Below are 25,099 nucleotides of genomic sequence, written 5' to 3' on the forward strand. Positions count from 1 at the left end.
GTACAGTCTTTTAGCCCTAAAATGAGAATATTACTCCTATTTTTACTGCCTTTTACGTTGTTTTCTCAAAAAACTGCCCCCTCTATTTACAATAAAATAAGTTCTCTTCAACTTGAACAAAACAACAATTACAGCATTAATAAAATCGTTAAGAATTTTGAAAAAGGAGCATTTAAAAAAGAAGATAAACCACAGATTTATAAGAAATTAGGCTCGAATACACTCTGGATTCATTTTGCAATAAACCCGTCTAAAAAAGAACAATTTCAATATTTTACAAACTCCAATTCTTATTTAGCTTACGGAAAAATTTATTTAAGAAAAGGAGACAAAATAGATTCACTGCAACAGGTATCTAACAATGTAAACTTTCCTCATAAATTTGTTTTTTATAGAGATCCTGTGTGGAAAATACCCACAGATTCCCTCTTAAAAACAGATATTTTTTTAAAAATTAAAAATAAAAATGGAAGAACACGCTTATTATTTTATTTAGAAAACGAGAACGAGTTTTTAAAACGAGTAGAAACCGAATATACTTTCTTTGGTTTGTATTTGGCTTTTTTAATTTCTATGACACTTGTTTTAACCTTTTTTGCAGTGCTAAAAAAAGAATATGCTGTACTATTTTATGCCCTTTACATTGTTACAGCCATCATAGAATTTCTTGCAGGAAAAGGCTTGGGTGTACAATATTTCTGGTCCGATAGTTCTTTTTTAATTAATAATTTTAGGAGTTTAAGTCAAACTCTTGGCACCATGTTATTAGGTTTCTTTTATCTAAAATTTTACAATTTTGGGAAGAAAGAAAAAATCTCTAAATCGGTTTTTAAATGGGGAACACATTTAACAATTCCTCTTTTATGTGTTTACGTTTATAAGTTTTTTTATGGAGGTTTAGAAAGCTATTTTTTAACTGTTTGGATTATTTTACAACTTATAATATTTACTTGGATTCTGAATCATTTTTACTTAACCTATAGAAAACAGTTGCCTTTATATTTAGTAATTGCCTTTGTTTTACCAATTGTAGCAGTCATATTCGGACAAATGTTCAACCCTAGTGTAACCAATAGTTTGGGTGTGTTTTTTAGTGGACCAAACACGTATTATTTGGCGCTTTCTATCGAAATTTTGCTGTTTACACGTTTTATTTTCGACTCTGTAATCAACACTCAAAAAAAATATTTTAAATTGAAGAAAGTAAGTGACGAACTAAAATATAATTTCCAGAATAAGACTTTAGAAATTCAGCATCAAGAGCAAAATAAATTAGTGAGTAATGTGCATGACACTTTTGGAGGGTATTTAGAAGCATTAAAACTAAGATTGCTTCAAAAAGCAGAGAATACACCAGAAAAAATTCAAGAAATATTAGATGCTTTTTACAAAGATTACAGGTATTTATTAAACAGTTTATATGCTCCAAAAATTAATTCAGAAAATTTTGTAGAAAGTTTGGTAGAATTCTGTGAAAAACTAAACTCCATAACAGAACAAGAAATTAAATGCGATTTTAACATCTCTAATATTGATTTACATCAAGAAAAATGTGTGCATCTTTACAGAATCATATCAGAATTGACTACAAATGCCATAAAATATTCCAAATCTTCGGAAATTAAAATAGTATTATATCAAAAAAACAATAAAATTCTTATTTTAGAGGTCTTAGATAACGGAATTGGTTTCGATAAAAACACAAAATCAACCAAAGGTTTTGGTCTAAAAAATGTGCAAGAAAGAGTCCAACAAATGAGAGGTGTTTTAGAAATTGAAGCAAATGAAATTGGTACAAAAATTAAAGTTGAAGTTCCCATAAATGAATACCCCCCTATTAGAATAGTTATTGCAGACGATAATCGGTTTTTCTGTGATGCTTTAAAAGATAGTTTAAACACTCACAAAGAGCTAGAAGTAATTAACACATTTACCACTTTAAATGCGCTAATTAACTTTACAAATTTGCACAATTTAGATGTTTTAGTTTTAGATGTAAATTTTAACGGAGAAAGTTCTTTAGATTTTATTGCTGATATAAAGAAAAACAACGACTTTAAAATTATTGCGCTTACAACCCTAAACAATAATTTTATAAAAGAAAAAGCAATGGCAAATGGCGTGAATGAATTTGCTGGAAAAGATGGTAATTTATCGAATTTTAAAAACGTAATTTTAAATTGTTTTTATAATAATAGTAAGGAAAAACAAAAGAAAAAATCAAAAATTAAAATTGGAAACCACGTTTTTACCAAAAGAAAATTAGAAATTTTACAAGCCTTGTATATTCATTCAGATAAAAAAGAAAAAGAGCTTTCTATAAAATTAAATATTACAGAAAGCTCCTTAAAATCTCATAAAAGAGAATTATTTGAAATAACCAATACTAAAAGTACTCCTGAATTGATAAAATTCGGAATTCAGCAAGGTTTAATTGTTGCTTAGCCTAAAATCTGTTCAGCATGAGCCTTGGTTTTTACTTTTGATATAATATCTTCAATTACTCCATTTTCGTCGATAACAAAGGTAGTTCTGTGAATTCCATCATATTCTTTTCCCATAAATTTTTTCGGACCCCAAACTCCAAAAGCTTCAATTACAGCTTTGTCTTCGTCTGCTAAAAGCGGAAAAGGTAAATCGTGTTTATTAATCCAATTTTGTTGTCTTTTTGCAGAGTCTGCACTTGCTCCTAAAACGTCATATCCTTTTGCCAAAAAAGATTGATAATTGTCTCGTAAATCACAAGCTTCGTTTGTACAACCTGGTGTGCTTGCTTTAGGGTAAAAGAATAAAACTAACTTTTTACCTGAATAATCATCAAGTTTAATTGTATTTCCTGCATTATCTTTTGCTTCAAATTGTGGAGCCTTATCTCCTATTTTTAGAGTTGTCATAATTTATTATTTAATTTAATCAAAAATACGAAGTTTAAAAAGAGTTCATTTAAAACAATTCTTAAATTTTACTGAAATTTATTTTTGTTGCTGTAACTTTGAATTCCAAATATTAAATCTTGAATTCTTAAAAGAATGAACAAACAAGAAAAAGTACAATTTGTAATCGATACATTAGAAGAGTTTTATCCAGAAATTCCTATTCCTTTAGATCATAAAGATCCTTATACTTTGTTAATTGCAGTTTTACTTTCTGCACAATGTACAGATGTTCGTGTAAATAAAATTACGCCTTTGTTATTCGCAAAAGCAGACAATCCTTTTGATATGGTAAAAATGACTGTCGAAGAAATAAAGGAAATTATTCGTCCTTGTGGCTTATCGCCTATGAAATCGAAAGGAATTTATGGTTTGTCTAAAATATTAATCGAAAAATATAATGGAGAAGTTCCAAAATCTTTTGAAGGTTTAGAAGAACTACCAGCAGTTGGTCATAAAACAGCAAGCGTTGTTATGAGTCAGGCTTTTGGAATTCCTGCTTTTCCTGTAGATACACATATTTTGCGTTTAATGTATCGTTGGAACTTATCGAACGGAAAAAGTGTTGCACAAACAGAAAAAGATGCAAAACGATTATTCCCAAGAGAGTTATGGAACGATTTACACTTGCAAATTATTTGGTATGGACGTGAATATTCTCCAGCTCGTGGTTGGAATTTAGAGAAAGATATTATTACGAAAACGATTGGTAGACAGACAGTTTTAGACGCTTACAATAAAACAAAAAAAACACCTTAAAAGGTGTTTTTTTTTTAATAAAATTAAATACGTTTTTTATTCATTTGGTATTGCTTTTCCAATTAAGGTTTCTCCTTTTATAATTTCAAAAGTTTCATTTAAAGTTGCAGAATCATGTAAAACTCTTACCAAAGTTTGTGCAACATCCTCTCTACTAATTTCCCCAGATTTATTTAATTCTTTACTTAACTCTATTTTTCCATATCCTTTTTCGTTTGTTAATGCTCCTGGTCTTACTATAGAATAAGGCAAATTACTTTCTCTTAAATAAACATCTGCATTCTGTTTAGCTTTTAAATAATCTTTTAAATCTTCTGCTTCTTCTGGGCTATCTACTCCCATAGAACTTAACATTACAAATTTTCTAACGTTAGTTTTTTTACCAGCATCAATTAGTTTTTTTGCTCCATTTTCATCAACTTCTTTAACTTTTTTTCCTCCTGAGCCAGCAGCAAAAATAATTTTGTCTATATTTTTTGTTGTATTAGAAACATCATTCTCTAAATCTGCTAAAACAGTTTCTATGTTTCTATCTTCAAATTGCCTTTGTTGTTCTTTTTTTCGAACCATAGCAACTGGATTAAAATATTGTGATGACTCTAATAATTCTACTATCTTTTTTCCTGTGGTACCATTTGCACCTGCTACTAATATATTTTCCATGTTCGCAAGCTAGTATTAATATAAGATTAGTGTTAACTTGAATAAAATTTAGATTAACTGAATTGAATTAGTAAAAATGAGTAAGCTTTATAAGTTAGCAAAATAGTTATGTTGAGAATTGTAACAAAAATTTGACTTTTAAATATTGAAATAAAAAAAGCCTCAACATTCGTTGAAGCTTTTTCCACTCTTAATTCAAATTCAATTCAATGAAATCTTTTGATTTGGTTTTTACAAAAGTTAGCGATTTGGAAAAATTAATCAAAAATTGAACTGTTTCTTTTTTTGGTTGCATCTCTAAATGAGAAGACTTTTCTGAGTAAAGTTGCATCGTATAAGCTATTTAATTTATTGGTTATAAACAGTTAACGAAACAATTTTACTTTTATTATTAGTTCACCAAAATAATTTTATGTTTTTCTATTAATTTACGCATATTTATTAAAGCATAACGCATTCTACCCAAAGCTGTATTGATGCTAACACCAGTGTTTTCACTTATTTCCTTAAAACTCATGTCTTTGTACATGCGCATTACTAAAACTTCTTTTTGTTCATCTGGAAGTTCATTAATTAGCTCACGAACATCATTATAAATCTGTTCTTGGATAATTTTCTTTTCTGCATTTAAGCTTCCATCACCTAAAACAGAAAAAATATCGAACTCATCTGTATTTTTAAAATTTGGCATTCTATTATTTTTTCTAAAATAATCAATCACCAAATTATGAGCAATTCTCATTACCCATGGTAAAAACTTTCCTTCTTCGTTATATTTTCCTTTTTTTAAAGTTCTAATTACTTTAATAAAAGTATCTTGAAAAATATCTTCAGTAACATCTTTACTTTGCACTTTACTGTAAATAAAACTAAATAAACGTTGCTGATGCCTATTGATTAATATAGATAAAGAAGCCTCTTTACCACTAATATAATCACTTACTAAAATACTGTCTGAAATTTTGTTTGCACGTATCATAATTACCTTGTAGAAAAGCGAAAAGGCTTTTCCTATTATTATTTTGTTAATAATTTTTGAAGTAATTTTATGCTATATACGTCTAATTTTGTGTGGTTTATGAATAACAAATATGCTTCTTATTTTTCAATCAAGCAAACTTTTCTTAAAAAAAGTGTATAGATTCCATAAAAAAGGCAATTTTTTGGTAAATTTATCGTTCATATTTCTGCTAAATGATAAAAGATATTTCCAAAGTAAATCCGAAAGAAAACATCATAATTAAAGGAGCTAGACTCCATAATTTAAAAAATATTGATGTTGTAATTCCTAGAAATAAATTAGTTGTAATTACTGGTTTATCTGGTTCTGGAAAATCTTCTTTAGCTTTTGATACCTTGTATGCAGAAGGTCAAAGACGTTATGTAGAAAGTTTAAGTTCTTATGCACGTCAGTTTTTAGGAAAATTACACAAACCAAAAGTAGATTATATCAAAGGAATTGCGCCTGCAATTGCGATTGAGCAGAAAGTAAACTCAACAAATCCTCGTTCTACAGTTGGAACATCAACAGAAATTTACGATTACATTAAATTATTATATGCAAGAATTGGAAAAACCATCTCTCCTATTTCTGGGCAAGAAGTAAAAAAAGACACAGTTTCCGATGTTGTAAACTTTATAAAAAAGTTTGAGCAGAAAACGAAATTATTATTATTAGCTCCTGTTACAATTAATGAAGATCGCGATTTAAAAACGGTTCTACAAGTTCTAGAACAACAAGGTTATGCGCGTTTAAAATGGAATGATAAAGTTTACAGAATTGGGGATTTCCCTCAAAAAGATTTCAAAAACGAACCTTTATTTTTAGTGGTTGATAGAATTGTTACGAAAGATGATGAAGATTTTTACAACAGATTGGCAGATGCAATTCAGACTGCTTTTTTCGAAGGAAAAGGAATTTGTTTTATCGAAAATTTAGCAGATAATAAAGTGTCTGAATTTAGCAATCAGTTCGATTTAGATGGAATGTCTTTTCTCGAACCAAACACGCATTTGTTTAGTTTTAACAATCCTTATGGAGCTTGCCCAACTTGTGAAGGTTATGGAAATGTCATTGGAATTGATGAAGATTTGGTAATTCCTAACACTGGTTTATCAATTATGGAAGATGCTATTTTTCCTTTTAAAACGCCTTCTTACATTCATTATAAAGAAGATTTAATTGATGTTGCATATAAGTTTGATATTCCAATTCACAAACCTTGGTTTCAGTTAACAGAAAAACAACAGGAATTAGTTTGGTCTGGAAATAAGAGTTTTAACGGAATTCAGCATTTTTTTACGGTTTTAGAAGAAAAAAGTTATAAAATTCAGAATCGTGTAATGTTGTCTCGTTATCGAGGAAAAACGAAATGTACTACTTGTAATGGCAAGCGTTTGCGAAAAGAAACCGATTATGTAAAAATAAATAAAAAGACAATTTCTGACTTGGTAACGCTTCCTTTAGATGAATTATCTGTCTTTTTCAAAAATTTAAAATTAGATAAATACGAAGAGAAAATAGGTAAACGTTTGTTGACGGAAATTAATAATCGACTACAATTTTTAACGAATGTTGGTTTGAATTATTTAACTATCAACAGAACTTCTAACACACTTTCAGGTGGGGAAAGTCAGCGTATAAATTTAGCAACTTCGTTAGGAAGTTCACTTGTAGGTTCTATGTATATTCTAGATGAACCGAGTATTGGTTTGCATCCAAAAGATACAGAAAGATTAATTGGCGTTTTAAAAGATTTGCGTGATTTAGGTAACACAGTTGTGGTTGTGGAGCATGATGAAGATATTATGAAAGAGGCTGATTATATTATAGATATTGGCCCAGAAGCAGGAACTTTTGGTGGACATGTTGTTGCAGAAGGAACTTTTAAAGAAATTCTAAAATCCGATTCTTTAACTGCACAATACTTAAATGACGATTTACGAATTGAAGTTCCAACAAAACGTAGAACATCAAAAAATAATATTCAGATAATTGGCGCTAGAGAACACAATTTAAAAAATATCGATGTTACTTTTCCACTAAATTGTTTATCCGTAATTACTGGAGTTTCTGGTTCTGGAAAAAGTACTTTGGTAAAGAATATTTTATATCCATCAATGCAAAAAAAGTTGAATGGTTATGGAGATAAAATTGGGCAACATACAGATATTAAAGGAAGTTTTGAAACGATAAAACATGTAGAATTTATAGATCAAAACCCAATTGGGCGTTCTTCTCGTTCCAATCCTGTAACTTATATAAAGGCTTATGATGATATTAGAGCATTATTCTCAAATCAGAAATTATCAAAAATAAGAAACTACAAACCCAAACATTTTTCTTTTAATGTTGAAGGTGGACGTTGCGAAGTTTGTAAAGGTGAAGGAGAGGTTACAATTGAAATGCAATTTATGGCAGACGTCCATTTAGAATGTGATGTTTGTAATGGAAAACGTTTCAAAAAAGAAGTTTTAGAAGTTAAATTTGATGGAAAATCTATTGACGATATTTTAAATTTAACTATTGATGATGCTGTGGAATTTTTCTCTGAAAACTTAGTAACTAAAATCGCGCAAAAACTAAAACCTTTGCAAGATGTTGGTTTAGGATATGTGCAATTAGGGCAATCTTCTTCTACGCTTTCTGGAGGAGAAGCACAAAGAATAAAATTGGCTTCGTTTTTAGTAAAAGGGAACACTAAAGATAAAGCACTATTTATTTTTGATGAACCTACAACAGGTTTACATTTTCACGATATTCAAAAATTATTAGCTTCTTTTAATGCTTTAATCGATAAAGGCCATTCCATCATCGTTATTGAGCACAATATAGAACTAATAAAATGTGCAGATTATATAATTGATTTAGGTTTAGAAGGAGGAAAAAATGGAGGTAAATTGATTTTCCAAGGAACTCCAGAAGAATTAGCTAGAAATAAAGAATCTTATACTGCTAAATATTTAGCAGAGAAATTGGTGTTTTAGTGGCTGGAATATTTTTCATATTTATTTTATTACCAATTAGTCTAATCTTGCTCATAACTGCTGGTATCACAAATAAAAAAATATTTGCACAAGTTGTTTTATATTTTTGGTTGTTTGTTATTATTATATCAATTTTAGGAGAAATTTCACGACCTTTATTTGAAAAGAAAGTTTTAGAAAAATCAGATTTTTATGGAGAATATATAATTGATAGAAATTATTTTTCTCCAAAACAAGCAGATTGGCAGTACAATAATTTTCGATTTGAGATTAAAGAAAATGATTCAATCTATTTTTATGTCACAGATGGAAAAGTCATAAATGAAACTTACAAAGGAAAATTTTCTACAAGAAAAACTTTCACATCAGAAAGACCTAAACTTGAAATGTTATTTCCAAACCATCATATTTTAACAACCAATCCAACAGTTTACAGAGAAATTTGGGATTTTATTCTTGTATTTAATTCTCCTAAATTTAATAATATGTATTTTCGAAAAGGAGAATGGAAAGAAATTAACTAATTATGCTAAAAAACTTAACCAACGAACAAAAAGTAAACTCTGTAAGAATTTTAGCAATTCTACCTGTTTTGGTTATGATGTTGTATGCACCAAAATTATGGCTTACAACTAAAATATTTCCTGTAATTCCTTTGTTTGATTGGTTGCCAATACCTACTGCTCCTTTTGATTATATTTTAGCAGGTTTCTTTTTTGTGATTCAAGTTGTATATATTTTTCAGAATAAAAGATGGCAAGGTTGGTTAGTTGTTTTACTCTACGTTTTATTAGCTTTAATTGACCAAAACAGACTCCAACCCTACTTCTACCAAAGTTTTTTAACCATTTTTGCAATTGTTTTATTTCCTAAAAACGCCGATGCAAAAAAAGTTTTATATGCAGTTATTCTCGTTTTCTTTGCAACTTATTTTTGGAGCGGAATTCAGAAAGTTAACGAAGCATTTTATGTGCAATGGTTAAGTGCTTTAAACAAACATTTTAGTTGTGTAGAAACTGTAAATACAGCTTTAATTTGTTTACCTCAATGGTTTTTAGAATTGTTTACGTATGCTGTTCCTTGGTTGGAAGCATCAATGGGTGTTTTATTATTGTTTAATAAAACGAGAAAATTCGGAGTGATTTTCATTATAGGAATGCATGGGATTATCACTTTTTTGCTTTTCTATTTAGGCTATGGTTACAATGTTGTGCCTTGGAATATTCAGAATATGATTAGCGTATTTATTATTTTTTGGACGCTAAAAACCACAAATGCTTTAGAGTTTTTCTTAAAGTTCTTCAACAAACAAAAATTAGTTATTTTGGTGTTTACGATGGTTTTACCTTTAGCGAATAACCTAACTGGTTTTTATGATAATTTACTTTCTTTTCATTTTTTTACGGCAGATTTAAACTATTACAATGTTTTTATCAATAATGAATTAGAGGAAGCACTTCCAGAACATATTCAAAATTTTTACAGATATGAAAATGGAAAGACTTACATTCAAATGAATGAATGGGCACAATATGACAATAAAGTGCTGTTTTATCCTGAAGAACGCATCATAAAATATATGGATGCTTATTTACGTTCGTTTGCCAAAAATCCAGATGAAAAAGGGTTAACAGAATTGGTTAATTATAATGAGGTTATTATTGAGTAATCTTTTTTTAATTTCCTTACGTAATTTGTCACTCTGCAATGCTAGAGGCTAAAAATTATTAATTTACTCTTATGTAAGACGCTTTAACGTGACAAACTTCTAGGTCTGTTCGTGGAATTTTTGAAAATAATATCTTATTTCTTACTTTCTGTGATTGAGTAAATCTCACAATTCGTGGCAAATTTCATAATTAATAAACGAATTCTAATTCATCCTTCACGAATTCTAATACAGCCAAAATTTAAGTAAAGTTCTCTACTACTTTTACAGTGTATTAACACTTAAAAATTAGAAACCATGAGAACATTATCAAAAAAATTAATTATTGTATTTTCATTTATATTAACATTAACGCTTTGTTTAAGATGTGATAATCCAGAAGTTAAAAAAGAAAATCAGAAAAAAGTTGTTGCTGAAAACAACACACCAATTTCAACAGAATTAAAAACTAAAGAAAAAAAAATAACCTATAAAAAACCAATCGTATTTATTGCAGGTTTCGACAAAGGAAATGAAACATTTTATTCTACTGCAAGAAATTATTTTAAAGAAAAAGGATTAAAAGTTATCGATGGTCAATATTCCTTAGAAGAAATTATTACTTGGTTAAATGATAATGGAAATAAGAATCCTTATAGCGAAATTCATATAGTAAATAAAAGCAATCCTTACAAAGGAATGAATTTAGAAACCATTGTAAGAGGAGATAAAATTACATCAGAAACATTAAGAAAAACGATTACTCAAGGAACATTACCAAAATTGAAAAATGTGGTAAATAAAAATTCTAAAATTATATTTCATGCTTCTGGTTTAATCGAAAATGCCGATTTAATTAAAACGCTAAAAGATGCATTTCATACAAGTGAAAACGCAAAAGTAATTGCATCTCCTTATCACACAATTTTCGGAGGAAAATTCTCAAATCATTATTTGGCAAAACCTTTCTATGTTTTTTATCCGACAGCGAATTCACCTGGAAAAATGGATTTATCGAAAGAAATGGCTAAGAAATACCCAGAAGAAACAGAAATCGATTGGTATGATGCCTTAAATAATGAAGAAGAAAGATATGTAGGTGAAGCTTATACAACTCAATTTAGTATTCCTGTTCAATGGAAATTCGATTTCCATAATACAGATGAAGAAATGCCAAAATTTACCATGCAAGAAGAAGTAATGGATTGGATTGAATTACACAACGAATTAACTGCAGAATTGAATAAGCTAAACATTCCAATTGAAAAATTTAGATGGAATTGGTCTGTAAAAAATAACATGTTAGTAATTAGAGGAAGAACAACTGGTTTGTGTGTTTTAAAACCATTAATTAAGCCTTATGGAGATCTAAAACATATAGAGCCAGATACAAGCAACAAGCGTTTGTACGCAATGAAATAGTAAATGAATTGTAAATTATAGATGGAGAAAACGTCATTGCACAAAATTAAAAATGGTGTAATGACGTTTTAATTAGTAAGTTTGTTAAAATGAATTTTTCTTTAAAAAATATCGTAAACTCTTGTTCTTTTCAATTTATATTGAAGAGAAATTTACTATTTCTCATCTTTTCGTTTTTCTGTTTAAATGCTGGTTTTTCTCAAGAAAATGATTTCCAAAAAATAGAAGCTTTTAGAGATTATAAATCGTATAAAATTTCGGATATCCATCAAGATAATAACATTTATATCTGGTTTTCTTCAAATAAAGGCATTTTACAATTCGATGGAGAAAAAATTACGAAATTTAATTCAGAAAATTCAACCACACTTTTATCTAAAAACGATAGTCTTTTTATAGGTACAGAAAACGGATTAACCATAAAAACTAAAAAAGGATTCTCTAATTTTGAAGGCAAAGAAATCCACAAAATAATTGAACATAATAATCAAGTTTATGTGGGTTCTAACCAAGGAATTCTTCAATTTAAAACAAACTATTTACAACCTTTAAAAACCACGTATAATTTAGATTTTTCAGTTGTAAATGATATTATTTTCTACAAAAATTTCTTTTACATTGCTACCAATAATGGATTATGGAAATTAGACAAACTCTACAAACCAACAATAATAAAAGAGCTTAAAAGTGGAACTTTCAATTCGTTTTTAAAAGTAAATTCTTCTCTTTTGGTTGTAGAAAACAACCATGCAATTATTCGTATTTTAAATGAAGAAAATTTCGTTAAGAAATACACAAAAAACGACATTTCTAACATTTCTAATATTAATGATGAAATTTATGTAAATACTAAAAATAACGGAATTACAATTTTAGATGTTACTTCTTTCAACTTTAAAAAAAGCATGAATAAATACAACAGTAATTTAAAAACAAACACTATTTATAAAGTTTTTAAAGATGCTGAAAACAATGTTTTTATTGCAACAGATAAAGGTGTTTTTATAAAGAAAAATTCAAATTACATTAAAGCTCCTACTCTAATTATTAAAAATGTTTTAATTAATTTTATCTCTATAGATTCAATAAATAATGAGTATTCAAATAAAACATTATTGTTAGAATCAAACCAGAATAACATTTCTTTTTTATTTAAAAGTATCGCTATTCAGCAAACTAAAAATATAGAATATCGTTTTAAAATAAATAAAACATTTTCTCCTTGGAACTCAACAAACAGGGTTGATTTTGCAAACTTAAAATATGGGAATTACGAATTTATTGTAGAATCGAGATTTAAAAATTCAGATGAAATAAGTCGTAAAACATTCACTTTTAATATTGATAAACCTTTTTACTTGAAAGTTTGGTTTATCATACTTTCCATTGCTGTTTTCTGTTTTTTATTAGCATTGATTATTGATATTTATATTCGAAAAATCAACAAGAAAAACAAGCAAAAAGTACAGCAATTAAAACTCGAAAACCATTTATTAAGTTTAGAGCATAAAGCGTTACAATTACAAATGAATCCGCATTTTATTTTTAATGTTTTAAATGGAATAAAAGCGTTAGGAAATGCTGGAAACACGAAGGAATTGAATAAAACAATATCACAATTTTCTATACTTTTAAGAAGTGTTTTAAACAATTCTCGTTTGGAAGAAATCAGCCTAAAAGATGAAGTGGAATCGCTTACCAATTACTTAGATCTAGAGCAAAAAATGAGTACTAACACATTTCAATATTATATAGAAACGAAGTTAAATAATATAGATATTGAAGAAATTCTAATTCCGCCAATGTTGGTGCAACCTTTTGCTGAAAACGCTATTAAACATGGATTTTCAGCAAATAAAGATGGGGTTATAACCATTTGTTTTGATGTAAAACAACATAATTTAGAGTGTACAATTACCGATAATGGAGTTGGGTTTCATCAATCTAAAAAAATAAATATAGACACTTCTCATAAATCTGTCGCATTAAAAATAACGAAAGAAAGAATCGAAAATTTATCTAAAAAAGGTGCTTTTTCAATTAAAGAAATAAAAGAAGAAACCCATATTATAGGAACCAAAGTTTGGTTTAAAATTCCATTAAAAACGGATTATTAAAACGCTATGAAAAGAAGAAAATTTATTAAAAACACATTTATATCTTCCATTGGAATTGGTGTTGTTGGTGGTTTGTATTCTTGGCAAATAGAACCTTTTTGGTTAGAATTTGTAAAAGTTAAAATGCCAATTAAAAATTTACCCGAAAATTTAGTTGGTAAAACATTGATGCAAATCAGCGATATTCACGTTGGAAATGGTTTTGATTATCAATATATAGTTGAATCTTTTCAAAAAGCACAAGAATTAAAACCCGATTTTGTTGTGTACACTGGAGATTATGTTTCTTATGAAAATGAAGAGCAATTCACACAGTTAGAAACCGTTTTAAGAAGCGTTGTAAAAGGAAAATTAGGAACTGTTGGAATTTTAGGTAATCATGATTATGGGTATAATTGGACTGAACAAAACGTGGCTGATAAAATTACAAATCTTTTAGAGAATGCAGGAGTTTCAGTTTTAAGTAATCAGCAAAAAGAAATAAATGGATTGAATATTATTGGTTTAGATGATTTTTGGGGATTGAATTTTGATCCAAAAAAAGTTCTGAATCAAGTTCATAAAAATAGGGCAAATGTTGTTTTATGTCATAATCCTGATGTTTGCGACTTAGACGTTTGGAACAATTATAAAGGTTGGATTTTAGCTGGACACACACATGGAGGGCAAGTAAAACCGCCTTTTATAAATCCGCCAGTTTTACCAGTTAAAAATAAAAAATATACAGCAGGAGAAATCGATTTAAACGATGGGAGAACATTATATATTAACAGAGCTTTAGGAAATATTTTACAAGTTCGGTTTAATGTAAGACCAGAAATAACCATTTTTGAATTAGAGAAAAAATAAATATGAAATCGTACACTGCAATCATAGTCGAAGACAACCCATTAGCATTAAAAATGCTAACAAGCGATATTTCTAACAATCATTCAGAAATTGAAATCATTGGAACTGCAACTTCAGTAGTAGAAGCTTCCAAACTAATTCGAAAAAATACACCAGACATTTTGTTCTTAGATATTATGTTAGGTGATGGCACTGGGTTCGATGTTTTGGAGATTTTACCAGATTTACATTCGAAAATTATATTCGTTACTGCAAGTGATGCTCATGCCATCAAAGCCTTTAAGTTTTCTGCGATTGATTATATTTTAAAACCATATTCAGATTCCGATTTAGAAACAGCTATCAAGAAAGCCAAAGTTCAAATACTACCAGAAAAAGCACAATTAGAAGTGTTACAACAAACTGTAACTTCACCAAACAACAAACCAGAAAAGATTTCCTTACACACTTCCGATAAAATTATTGTTGTTAATATTAGTGCTATTATTCGTTGTAAATCCGAAAATAACTACACAACTTTTCATTTTAATGATGGTTCTAAAATTTTAGTTTCTAAAACATTAAAATATTATGCAGATATGTTGAAGGAAGTCGGTTTTTTAAGAGTGCACCAAAGTCATTTAATAAATTCAAAATATATTAAAGAGTTTATAAAGTCAGATGGAGGTTACCTTTTATTAACCGATAAATCGAATGTACCTGTTTCAATTAGAAAAAGAGCAGAGGTTTTAGAATATTTTAAACAATAAAAACCTTCATATTACACTCAATTTTACACTTCGTATTATATCTAAACATTTTTAAAAGTTAATATTTTTTCTCTATAGAAAACTTTTTTTAATATTATTTTGGTGTAATTAATTATTTTTTTAAACGATAATAATTACCCAAAATTGATATAAAACAATTCAATTAAAGTAATTTTTAAGTTTTTATTGTCCTTCTTTTTTGTGAAATTTTCGAATAAATATTTGAAATAAATTTAACAATCATGAATGATTTATCACATATATTTAAATTAATTTTAGTTAAAAAAACAAATAAAATCATTAATTGTAGATTTTTAATCCTTATTTGTAGTATGAAATTATAAAGAATTTAAAAAATATATTATTTTTAAATTAAAACACTTTAATTCAAATAATTAAAAACTATTACATAAACTTTAACTTTAATTATTTTATTTTAAAAAACGGAATTATTCTTACTTAAAATCATAAAAAATATTAAAATATATCATTATATGTGGTTTTTTTAATTTACATTTGGAATCCCCCTAGCAAAAAAAAAAAGTGAAAAGTGAAGATAAAAAAAGGACAGAAAGAATCGTTAAGGTTTTTAAAGATACTGGATTAAACCAAAAACAGTTTTCAGAACTCATAGGAGTTTCTCAACAGTTGGTAAGTGCGGTTTTAAATCATTCAAAAAAACCTAATGAAACAATCTTGCTTGGAATTATCGATAACATAAATAAAATAGATCCAATTTGGTTATTTAAAGGAATTGGAAAGAATAAAAAAAACTATATGTCTTTGGATGAAAATCGATCCCCTATAGATTATCATGTTAAAAATATAGTTAGAAATCAATTTAAAGAAATATCAATTGATATTTTGGAAAAATTGTCAAGTATTGAAGAGTATGTGAAAAAAAATTAATTAACTATCCCTATAAGGTTAATTGTACTTAAAAAGGTTTATTGTTCCCTAGCAATAAACCTTTTAAAAAGTTAACTCAACGCTTAATTACTTGCTCTAACCCTAATTAGAGTGTTAAAAAAAAGCCTTCATTTATTGAAGGCTTTTTTTTTGTAAATTTCTTAAGAAGAATAACAAAAAAATCCTTCTCAAAATTGAGAAGGATTTCATTTTGGGTGGAAGACGGGACTCGAACCCGCGACACTCGGTACCACAAACCGATACTCTAACCAACTGAGCTACAACCACCATATAATTGCGGGTGCAAATATAAATATTTTTTCTATTCTAAAACAATAAAAAATAATGTTTTTTTTATGAAAAAACATTATTTTTTGGATTCCTTCTTTTACGGGAAAGACAGTTTATCTGAAACCTCGATTAACATCGAGAAGCGTATTCTTATTAAATTAATTTATCTAAATTTTCTACAGCTACGTAACGTTCTGTGGTAAAACCTTCTGCGAACTCCACTCCTATTAATCTTCCTAAATCTCTTGCGCGATAATTAATACTATCAATAAAATTTTTACTGGTAATTGGTGTTTCTGGTTCGTTACTATTTGGATCGTAAAATTGTGTTTTATATGCTAAGACAGAGGCTGTTTTTTTATCAATAAAACCAGTTACATCAATTACAAAATCAGGTTCTAGGTTTTTCCATTGGATATAATGATACACTTGTTTTGGTCGCCATTTTTCTTGTGGTTTCTCTTCTACTTCCGTTTCGATTTTCATTAATCCGCTTAAAAAACAAGCGTCAGAAACTAATTTACTTCCTTTTGAGTGATCTATGTGCCTGTCGTCAATTGCATTACACAACACAATTTCTGGCTGATATTTACGAATCATTTTTATGATTTCTAATTGATGTTCTTTATCATTTGTGAAAAAACCGTCTGCAAAAGCTAAATTTTCACGCACTGAAACACCTAATATTTTTGCCGAATCTTGTGCCTCCACATCACGAATTTCAGCAGAACCACGAGTTCCTAATTCTCCCCTTGTTAAATCTACAATTCCCACTTTTTTCCCTAAGGAAATTTCTTTGGCAATTGTTGCTCCACAACCTAATTCTACATCATCTGGATGAGCACCAAAAGCTAATATATCTAATTTCATATTTTAATGTGTAATCGTGTAATTGTTTAAATGTGTAATTGTATTACTGTAACTTTCAGCTGCTACTGCTACTGAAAACTGCGACTGCCTACTGAAGACTAATCAAAGCCTGTTCAATATCATTTATTAAATCTTCCACTTCTTCAATTCCGACAGAAAAACGGATTAAACCGTCTTTAATTCCTCTTTCTAAGCGCTCTTCTTCGCTTAATAAAGCGTGTGTAGTTTGTGCTGGACTAACTGTTGTACTTTCCAAACCTGCCAAACTCATAGACGGTTTTATCAGCTGTAAATTACGCTGAAATTCCATGGCATCAATATTTTCTTTTAATTCGAAAGATAACATGGCTCCAAAACCCTTCATTTGTTTTTTCGCTAATTCGTGTTGTGGATGACTTTTTAAACCTGGATAATAAACTCGGTCCATATTTGGGTTCCCTTCCAAATACTCAGCCATTTTTTGTGCGTTTTTAGTTTGTTCTTTTACACGAAGATTCAATGTTTTTAAACTTCTTTCTAACAACCAAACTGTTTGATCACTTAAATTTCCACCAAAATTAATAGCCGTTTTCCAAATTTGCGCAATATGTTCTTTCGAACCTGCAATTGCACCTGCAGAAATATCTGAATGACCTCCCATGTATTTTGTGGCAGAATGCAACATGATATCAATACCAAAATCTACAGGATTCTGATTTATGGGAGAAGCAAACGTATTATCAATCATTGTTAGGCAATTATTTGCTTTTGCTAATTTAGCAATAGCCCCTAAATCTGTAATTCCTAAAAGTGGATTCGAAGGTGTTTCAATATATAAAATCTTTGTATTTTCTTTTAAAAGTGATTTAAAATCTTCAGCTTTATCAGATTCTGTGAATGAATATTCGATTCCGTATTTATCGAACTCAGAAACAATTAAATTAAATGTTCCTCCATAAATTACTTGTTGAATAATTACATGATCGCCCGTTTTTAAAAAGGCAAACATTGCTGCAGAAATTGCTGCCATTCCAGAACTAAAGATCAAACCATCTTCTGTTTTTTCTAAAGCGGCTATCTTTTTACACAACATTTCTTGGTTTGGTGTATTAAAATAACGTGGATATCTTTTTACATCAACACCATCAAAAGCATACGAAGTTGACATATAAATTGGCGAAACTGCGCCTTTATGTTCGTTATCTTTTACTTCACCAACGTGAACGCAAGTTGTGTTTATTCCTAGTTGTTTATCATTTCTCATTTAAAAAATTTTACTTCTGCTAAAATACCAAATCCAATTCTAAATTTCTATAATTTTTGAATATCTTCGCTTATATGATTTCAGTCGTAATTGTTGGTAATGGAAATGTCGCAACGCATTTAGTAAACGCTTTTTCTAAAGTGGATGCAATAAAAGCGACTCAAATAAATTCTAGAGATTTATCAAATATTCCAAAAGCGGACCTTACTATTATTGCAGTTTCTGATGATGCAATTGCTGAAGTTTCTTCAAAAATTGAAAACTCTTTTGTGGTGCATACTTCTGGAAGTTTTTCTATAGAGAATTTAAAAAACACATCTAATAAGGGAGTTTTTTACATGTTACAGACTTTTTCAAAAGATAAAAAAGTCAATTTTGCTGAAATTCCATTTTGTTTGGAAACTGAAAATGGGAGTGATTATAAATTGCTTGAAACCGTAGCAAAATCAATTGGAAAAAAAATATATAACGTAAATTCCGAACAAAGAAAAGCCTTGCATGTTGCAGCTGTTTTTGTAAATAATTTTACAAACCAAATGTATAAAATCGGGAATGATATTTGTGATGAACACAAAGTTCCTTTTGAAATCTTACAACCTTTAATTCAGGAAACAGCACTAAAAATTGAGACTTTATCTCCTAAAAAAGCACAAACAGGCCCTGCAATTAGAAACGATAAAAAGACAATAAAAAATCACTTAGAATTGCTACATAAAGAACAACAAAAAATATATAAATTGATAACAAAATCAATCCAAAATGGAAATTAGCTATAAACAATTATTACCTAAAATAAACACTTTAATTTTTGATGTTGATGGTGTTTTAACAAACGGAATGGTAACCATTATGCCAGATGGAGAATTGGTAAGACATATGAATATTAAAGATGGCTATGCTTTAAAAACAGCTGTTGATAAAGGTTTTAACGTGTGTATTATTTCTGGCGGAAGAAATGAAGGCGTAAGAACTCGCTTGGCAAACTTAGGAATTAAAGATATTTTTTTAGGTGCTCATGATAAAATTAAACAATACAATCAACTGGTAGAAAAGTATAATTTACAACCAGAAAATGTACTATATATGGGAGATGATATTCCAGATTTTCCAGTAATGAAATTAGTAGGAATGCCTTGTTGCCCAAATGATGCTGCACCAGAAATTCAGCAAGTTTCTAAATATATTTCTTACAAAAAAGGTGGTGAAGGTTGTGTTAGAGATGTTATCGAACAAATTCTTAGAGTACAAGGAAAATGGGAGAATAATTTTAACGCAAAATACGATTAAAGTTTTTTCCTTATTTTTGATACTTTTGGAAATAAAAATACGATAACTATGAAAAAGATATTATTAACAACTTTACTTTTAATTTTAACAATTACCATAAATGCACAAACAATTTTTGGAAAATGGAATTCTAGAACTGATGAAGGTGTTGTAGATTCTGTTTTAGAAATTTATGAGAAAGAAGGAAAGGCATTTGCAAAAGTTGTAGAAATTATGAATCCTGACAGAAAAGATGCACGTTGTGTAGATTGTGAAGGAGAATTTAAAAACAAACCTATTTTAGGTTTAGATATTTTGTCTGGTTTAGAAAAAGACGATGATGAATGGTCTGGAGGAACAATTATAGATCCAAGAAATGGAAAAACATACAAATGTTATATTGAACTTGTAAAACCAAATAAACTAAAACTTCGTGGTTATATTGGTGTTTCACTTTTTGGAAAAACAGCTTATTGGGAAAGAGCTGAGTAATTTTATTCTTAAAAATTAAGCAATAATTCAAAAAAAATATGGAGAACATCCATTTTGCCATTAATAATTCCGCTCTTTTACCCAAAAGTAAATTATTAAATAACATCTTAAATGGTAAACATTCTTTAGAACCTTTAAAAAATAAAAAAGGATTCTTATTTTCTTATTCAGTTTTAGAAAAACTGATGGATAATGAAGCAAAACACCATACAAAAACACTTACAAATAAAGAAAACAGGAATATTCGCTCTTTGTCTAGTGGCGAACAAAAAAAAGCATTACTAAATTATGTAATGTTGCAAAATCCAGATTTTTTAATTTTAGATAGTCCTTTCGATAGTTTAGATGCAACTTCAGTAATAGCTTTAAAAAAAAGACTTGTCCAGTTATCTTCAAAGATAAATATTATTCAAATTTTTAACAGAGAAGAAGAAGTTCTACCTATAATTACTCATGTATTAGAAATAGAAAATGATAAAATTATTAAGGAAATTCTAATTGAAAATTATAATTTTAAAATTGAAAATTTCGTTTTTAATGGCGAAATCCCAAAATCGTCAACAGCTTATAAAACGATAGAAAGCCCACTAATATCTTTTAAAAATGTAAACGTTATTTATGATGAAAATCAAATTTTAAACAACATAAATTGGACAATTCATCAAAACGAATTTTGGCAATTAATTGGTCCAAATGGTTCTGGTAAATCGACTATTTTATCGATGATTTATGGAAATAATGTAAAAGCTTACAGACAAGATGTTTATTTATTTGGAAAGAAAAAAGGAACTGGAGAAAGTGTTTGGGACATTAAACGTAAAATCGGTTATTTTAGCCCAAATATATTAGAGTTATTTCATAGAAAACAAACTGTAAAACAAATGGTTATATCTGGTTTTTATGACAGTGTTGGTTTATATAAAGTTCCATCTACATTGCAAAATGCGACTGCAGAAAACTGGATAAAATTATTAAATTTAGAAATTGATAAAGATATTGCTATCCAAAATATATCTATTCCAAAACAGCGTTTGGTTTTAATTGCCAGGGCAATGATAAAAAACCCTCCATTGTTAATTTTAGATGAACCATTAATAAATTTAGACGAAAAAGGAACAGCAATTGTTGTTGCTTTAATTAATAAAATTGCAAAAGAAAGTAACACAACTGTACTTTTTGTTTCCCATAGAATTGTAAAAGATATCCAGCCAGATTTTACGTACGAACTTACACCAACAAAAAATGGTTCTTTAGGAAACGTAAAAAAAGATTAATTCTTCTCTTCTAACATTGGCACAAAAGCAAAATCTCCTAATTCGTGTTTTTCGAATTCTTTGGCAGATTTTCTGATAAATAATGTCATAATTTGCGTTTTATCGCCAACAGGAATTAACAACATCCCTCCTATTTTTAGTTGCGATAATAACGGATTTGGTACAAAAGGTGCTCCAGCAGTTACTATAATTTTATCGAAAGGTGCTTTTTCTTTTAATCCTTTATAACCATCTCCAAATATGAATTTCTTAGGCTTGTAACCTAATTTGGGCAAGAATAAAGAAGTTCTTTTAAATAGCTCTTTTTGCCTTTCTATGGAATATACTTCTGCTTTTAACTCTAGAAGAACAGCTGTTTGATAACCAGAACCAGTTCCTATTTCCAGTACTTTATCCTCTGGCTTTATCTCTAAAGTTTGCGATTGAAAAGCAACAGTATAGGGCATAGAAATGGTTTGATCTGCTGCAATAGGGAATGCTTTATCTTGATAAGCATGATCTTCGAAACTTGAATCTATAAATAAATGACGAGGAATTTTACGCACTGCATTCAACACATTTTCATCTGTTATACCTTTTGCTTTTAAAACAGCAGCTAACTGATTTCTACGTCCTTGATGTTTTGATGTATCTTTCACTTATAAGAGTTTTCTAAAGTCTAAAAATAACAATAAATCTAAATACATTCCTATAAAATCGTATCTTTGTTTTTGTCGAAATCTTTTGATAATATATAACTAAATTAATGTCGTTAACAGCAATAATAACGATGTAATCTTTTTAATAAACAGATTGCTTCACTAACGTTCGCAATGACTAAAATATAAGAATTTATGCTAAAAGCTGGAGTTTTAGGTGCTGGACATCTGGGAAAAATTCATTTACGTTTATTACAACAATCAGAAAAATACGAATTGGTTGGTTTTTACGATCCGTTTACAGAAAATGCACAAAAAGTTGCCAAAGAATTTGGTTACAAATTGTTCGATTCTATGGAAAGTTTAATGGATGCTGTGGAAGTTGTAGATATTGTAACTCCAACTTTATCTCATTTCGAGTGTGCAAAAATGGCGATTGAAAAAGGCTGTCATATTTTTGTTGAAAAGCCAATTACTAAAACTGTTTTAGAAGCGGAAGCTATTAAAACGTTGGCAAGTCAGAATCATGTGCAAGGTCAAGTTGGTCATGTAGAGCGTTTCAACCCTGCTTTTACTGCTGTAAGTGATAAAATAAACAACCCAATGTTTATTGAAACACACAGATTGGCAGAATTTAATCCAAGAGGAACAGATGTTCCTGTAGTTTTAGATTTAATGATTCATGATATTGATATTATTCTTTCTGTGGTAGATTCTAAAGTGAAGAATGTGCACGCAAGTGGAATTTCTGTAATTTCTGAAACGCCTGATATTGCAAATGCAAGAATTGAATTTGAAAATGGCTGTGTTGCGAACTTAACTGCCAGCAGAATTTCGATGAAGAACATGCGTAAATCAAGATTTTTTCAAAAAGATGCCTATATTTCTGTTGATTTTTTAGAGAAAGTTTCTGAAGTTGTTAGAATGAAAGATGTTCCTGAAAATCCGGATGAATTTGCTATGATTCTACAAAACGCAGAAGGTGTAAAAAAACAAATTTATTTTGACAATCCTGACGTTGAACCTAATAATGCCATTTTAGATGAATTAGAATCTTTTGCAGATGCTATTGAAAACGGAACAAAACCTGTAGTTTCTTTACATGCAGGAACTGAAGCTTTACGTATTGCTCAAATGGTGATTGACTGTTTTTAGAAAGCCCATCCTTAATCCTTCCCAAAGGGAAGGAAACACTCTTGAGGATTGACTTACTCAAAATAAACTTAAATAATATCATTTTATGATATTTAAAAATACTTTTTTAATAATAAAATTTTTATTCGCCCGAGTAAGAATTCCTTCCCTTTGGGAAGGTTAGGATGGGCTTTTTTATATGAAAAACATAGCAGTAATTGGTGCTGGAACCATGGGAAATGGAATCGCACATACATTCGCACAATTCAATTATAATGTTCATTTAATCGATGTTTCGCAAGGTGCTTTAGACAAAGGAATGGCAACAATCTCTAAAAATTTAGACAGAATGGTTGCGAAAGAAAAAATTTCTGAAGCCGATAAAACACAAACATTAGCAAACATTACCACTTTTACAACGATAAAAGATGGTGCTAAAAATGTAGATTTAGTTGTGGAAGCTGCCACAGAAAACGTTTCTTTAAAATCGAAAATTTTTAAAGAATTGGATGAAGTTTGCAACGAAAACACAATTTTGGCAACAAATACTTCCTCAATTTCTATTACTCAAATCGCAGCTGTTACTAATAGACCCGAAAAAGTTATTGGAATGCACTTTATGAATCCAGTGCCAATTATGAAATTGGTTGAGATTATTAGAGGTTACAATACGACTGATAATGTGATGAATACGATTGTAGATTTGTCTAAAAAAGTGAATAAAATTCCGGTTGAAGTGAATGATTATCCTGGTTTTGTTGCAAACAGAATTTTAATGCCAATGATTAATGAATCCATTGAAACGTTATATAATGGTGTTGCTGGCGTTAAAGAAATTGACACAGTTATGATGTTGGGAATGGCACATCCAATGGGACCTTTGCAATTGGCAGATTTTATTGGTTTAGATGTTTGTTTGTCTATTTTAAATGTAATGCATGATGGTTTTAAAAACCCTAAATATGCTCCTTGCCCTCTATTGGTAAATATGGTAATGGCTGGAAAATTAGGAATAAAATCTGGCGAAGGTTTTTATGATTATTCAGAAAGTAGAAAAGCGGAAAGAGTTGCTAAAATGTTTTCATAATTATTTTTATGAAATATAAATATATCCTTTTTTTACTTCTTTTCTTATCTACTTTTAAAATGATGAGTCAAGATGTGAAAAAAAAAATTTCTAATGTAAAAAAAGTAGGTTTTTTATATAATAATGCAAATGATAAAAATTTTCTTTTTAATGATAAAGATTACTCCTACTCCACTAATACCTATAAATTTCAATTATTTTATAATTTAGGAAAATGGAAATCTTTAGATTTTGAATTGATTGTGCAACCACAATATCAAGTTTTAAAACACCAATTACAAAACAAGTTTTTTATATTACCAACAGAAGAAAATTTTGAATCTAAAGTAGCAGAATTTACTTCACCAAAAACAATGCATTTGTATGCTTTTGAATTAGGTTTTGCAATTAAAAAGAAAATATTTAAAAAAGTAGACTTTCAATTAACAGTTGGTTTGGGAGTTGGAACAATTGATACCAGAACAGAGCGTTTGGCAAAAGGTTTTACTTTTATTGAAAATGGTTCTCTTGGTTTTTCTTACAAAACCTCAACAAACACATATTTATATTTGGGTAGCAATATTGGTCACATTTCTAATTTTAATACACAAAAACCAAACAATGGTTACAATATTGTAGGTTTTGAAATTGGGTTTTCTTATCGTTTGCAATAGAAATATTATAATTTTTTAAACTTTTTTAAATGACTATAAATCAAAAAAAATCCTGTAAAAATTAAAGTTTTACAGGAATTTTTTAATTTGAAATTATACCTACAAGATTTTAAAA

Annotated in this window: 23 protein-coding genes and 1 tRNA gene; 17 read left to right on the forward strand and 7 right to left on the reverse strand. The window is 28.8% G+C overall.

The genetic code is table 11. The features are described 5' to 3' along the window. The first annotated feature begins 21 nt into the window (after window positions 1-21). Complete coding sequence (locus H9I45_RS03595) at window positions 22-2,445, forward strand: helix-turn-helix transcriptional regulator (protein WP_191141246.1); 2,424 nt, start codon at window positions 22-24, stop codon at window positions 2,443-2,445. Here the strand turns inward: H9I45_RS03595 and bcp are convergent. Next, window positions 2,442-2,894: a thioredoxin-dependent thiol peroxidase gene (bcp, locus tag H9I45_RS03600; protein WP_088353303.1), complete on the reverse strand. Its 453-nt coding sequence runs from the start codon at window positions 2,892-2,894 to the stop codon at window positions 2,442-2,444. The genes H9I45_RS03595 and bcp overlap by 4 nt on opposite strands. 135 nt (window positions 2,895-3,029) lie before the next feature. On the opposite strand from bcp, the gene H9I45_RS03605 reads away from it, so the two are divergent. Then, window positions 3,030-3,692 (forward strand): endonuclease III domain-containing protein, encoded by a 663-nt coding sequence (locus H9I45_RS03605; RefSeq protein WP_088353302.1) that lies wholly within the window; start codon window positions 3,030-3,032, stop codon window positions 3,690-3,692. Between the two features lie 36 nt (window positions 3,693-3,728). On the opposite strand, the gene H9I45_RS03610 is transcribed toward H9I45_RS03605, so the two are convergent. Next, complete coding sequence (locus H9I45_RS03610; protein ID WP_088353301.1) at window positions 3,729-4,355, reverse strand: SDR family oxidoreductase; 627 nt, start codon at window positions 4,353-4,355, stop codon at window positions 3,729-3,731. Between the two features lie 391 nt (window positions 4,356-4,746). After that, window positions 4,747-5,334 carry an RNA polymerase sigma factor gene (locus tag H9I45_RS03615; protein ID WP_088353300.1) on the reverse strand — a complete coding sequence of 196 codons (588 nt, stop codon included), beginning with the start codon at window positions 5,332-5,334 and terminating at the stop codon, window positions 4,747-4,749. Window positions 5,335-5,549: 215 nt separating this feature from the next. Here H9I45_RS03615 and uvrA point away from each other — a divergent pair, with 215 nt between their 5' ends. The 8 genes from uvrA (at window position 5,550) to H9I45_RS03655 (ending at window position 16,036) form a co-directional block, all read left to right on the forward strand. Next, the gene (uvrA, locus tag H9I45_RS03620) at window positions 5,550-8,342 is read left to right on the forward strand and encodes an excinuclease ABC subunit UvrA (protein WP_088353299.1); all 2,793 of its coding nucleotides are present in this window, start codon (window positions 5,550-5,552) and stop codon (window positions 8,340-8,342) included. Next, window positions 8,342-8,866, forward strand: a complete 525-nt coding sequence (locus tag H9I45_RS03625) for a hypothetical protein (protein WP_088353298.1) — start codon at window positions 8,342-8,344, stop codon at window positions 8,864-8,866. Before uvrA ends, H9I45_RS03625 begins: the two co-directional genes overlap by 1 nt. Window positions 8,867-8,868: 2 nt before the next feature. Further along, window positions 8,869-10,011 carry a hypothetical protein gene (locus H9I45_RS03630; protein ID WP_088353297.1) on the forward strand — a complete coding sequence of 381 codons (1,143 nt, stop codon included), beginning with the start codon at window positions 8,869-8,871 and terminating at the stop codon, window positions 10,009-10,011. A gap of 297 nt (window positions 10,012-10,308) precedes the next feature. Beyond that, window positions 10,309-11,412 carry a type 1 periplasmic-binding domain-containing protein gene (locus H9I45_RS03635; RefSeq protein ID WP_088353296.1) on the forward strand — a complete coding sequence of 368 codons (1,104 nt, stop codon included), beginning with the start codon at window positions 10,309-10,311 and terminating at the stop codon, window positions 11,410-11,412. Window positions 11,413-11,501: 89 nt separating this feature from the next. After that, window positions 11,502-13,529, forward strand: coding sequence for a sensor histidine kinase (locus H9I45_RS03640; protein ID WP_088353295.1), 2,028 nt, complete (start codon window positions 11,502-11,504; stop codon window positions 13,527-13,529). Window positions 13,530-13,535: 6 nt separating this feature from the next. Then, a complete protein-coding gene (locus H9I45_RS03645) occupies window positions 13,536-14,378 on the forward strand; it encodes a metallophosphoesterase (protein ID WP_088353294.1) in 843 nt (280 codons plus the stop codon). Between the two features lie 2 nt (window positions 14,379-14,380). Beyond that, window positions 14,381-15,127, forward strand: coding sequence for a LytR/AlgR family response regulator transcription factor (locus H9I45_RS03650; protein WP_088353293.1), 747 nt, complete (start codon window positions 14,381-14,383; stop codon window positions 15,125-15,127). Window positions 15,128-15,670: 543 nt separating this feature from the next. After that, on the forward strand, window positions 15,671-16,036 hold the full coding sequence (locus H9I45_RS03655) for a helix-turn-helix domain-containing protein (RefSeq protein ID WP_088353292.1): 366 nt from the start codon (window positions 15,671-15,673) through the stop codon (window positions 16,034-16,036). Window positions 16,037-16,249: 213 nt separating this feature from the next. On the opposite strand, the gene H9I45_RS03660 is transcribed toward H9I45_RS03655, so the two are convergent. The 3 genes from H9I45_RS03660 to H9I45_RS03670 form a co-directional block, all read right to left on the reverse strand. After that, window positions 16,250-16,325: transfer RNA gene (locus H9I45_RS03660), tRNA-His, on the reverse strand. A gap of 155 nt (window positions 16,326-16,480) precedes the next feature. Beyond that, entirely contained in the window at window positions 16,481-17,197 is a 717-nt protein-coding gene (bshB1, locus tag H9I45_RS03665; protein WP_088353291.1) for a bacillithiol biosynthesis deacetylase BshB1, read from the reverse strand. A gap of 88 nt (window positions 17,198-17,285) precedes the next feature. Then, entirely contained in the window at window positions 17,286-18,440 is a 1,155-nt protein-coding gene (locus H9I45_RS03670; protein ID WP_088353290.1) for a trans-sulfuration enzyme family protein, read from the reverse strand. 74 nt (window positions 18,441-18,514) lie between these two features. Here H9I45_RS03670 and H9I45_RS03675 point away from each other — a divergent pair, with 74 nt between their 5' ends. The 4 genes from H9I45_RS03675 to H9I45_RS03690 are packed head-to-tail and all read left to right on the forward strand — an operon-like array spanning window position 18,515 to window position 21,472. Continuing rightward, window positions 18,515-19,210, forward strand: coding sequence for a Rossmann-like and DUF2520 domain-containing protein (locus H9I45_RS03675; RefSeq protein ID WP_088353289.1), 696 nt, complete (start codon window positions 18,515-18,517; stop codon window positions 19,208-19,210). Beyond that, entirely contained in the window at window positions 19,200-19,727 is a 528-nt protein-coding gene (locus H9I45_RS03680; protein WP_088353288.1) for a KdsC family phosphatase, read from the forward strand. Before H9I45_RS03675 ends, H9I45_RS03680 begins: the two co-directional genes overlap by 11 nt. Before the next feature lie 48 nt (window positions 19,728-19,775). Then, window positions 19,776-20,198 (forward strand): DUF2147 domain-containing protein, encoded by a 423-nt coding sequence (locus H9I45_RS03685; RefSeq protein ID WP_088353287.1) that lies wholly within the window; start codon window positions 19,776-19,778, stop codon window positions 20,196-20,198. A 38-nt stretch (window positions 20,199-20,236) separates the two neighbouring features. Further along, window positions 20,237-21,472: an ATP-binding cassette domain-containing protein gene (locus H9I45_RS03690; RefSeq protein ID WP_088353286.1), complete on the forward strand. Its 1,236-nt coding sequence runs from the start codon at window positions 20,237-20,239 to the stop codon at window positions 21,470-21,472. Here the strand turns inward: H9I45_RS03690 and H9I45_RS03695 are convergent. Continuing rightward, a complete protein-coding gene (locus H9I45_RS03695) occupies window positions 21,469-22,110 on the reverse strand; it encodes a protein-L-isoaspartate(D-aspartate) O-methyltransferase (protein ID WP_088353285.1) in 642 nt (213 codons plus the stop codon). The genes H9I45_RS03690 and H9I45_RS03695 overlap by 4 nt on opposite strands. Before the next feature lie 195 nt (window positions 22,111-22,305). Here H9I45_RS03695 and H9I45_RS03700 point away from each other — a divergent pair, with 195 nt between their 5' ends. From H9I45_RS03700 to H9I45_RS16300, 3 genes are all read left to right on the forward strand, one after another. Continuing rightward, entirely contained in the window at window positions 22,306-23,265 is a 960-nt protein-coding gene (locus tag H9I45_RS03700) for a Gfo/Idh/MocA family protein (protein ID WP_088353284.1), read from the forward strand. Between the two features lie 178 nt (window positions 23,266-23,443). Next, window positions 23,444-24,331 carry a 3-hydroxybutyryl-CoA dehydrogenase gene (locus H9I45_RS03705; RefSeq protein ID WP_088353283.1) on the forward strand — a complete coding sequence of 296 codons (888 nt, stop codon included), beginning with the start codon at window positions 23,444-23,446 and terminating at the stop codon, window positions 24,329-24,331. 8 nt (window positions 24,332-24,339) lie between these two features. Next, on the forward strand, window positions 24,340-24,984 hold the full coding sequence (locus tag H9I45_RS16300) for an acyloxyacyl hydrolase (RefSeq protein WP_088353282.1): 645 nt from the start codon (window positions 24,340-24,342) through the stop codon (window positions 24,982-24,984). Window positions 24,985-25,099: the final 115 nt, after the last annotated feature.

Source organism: Polaribacter haliotis (assembly GCF_014784055.1).
Classification (GTDB): Bacteria; Bacteroidota; Bacteroidia; order Flavobacteriales; family Flavobacteriaceae; genus Polaribacter; species Polaribacter haliotis.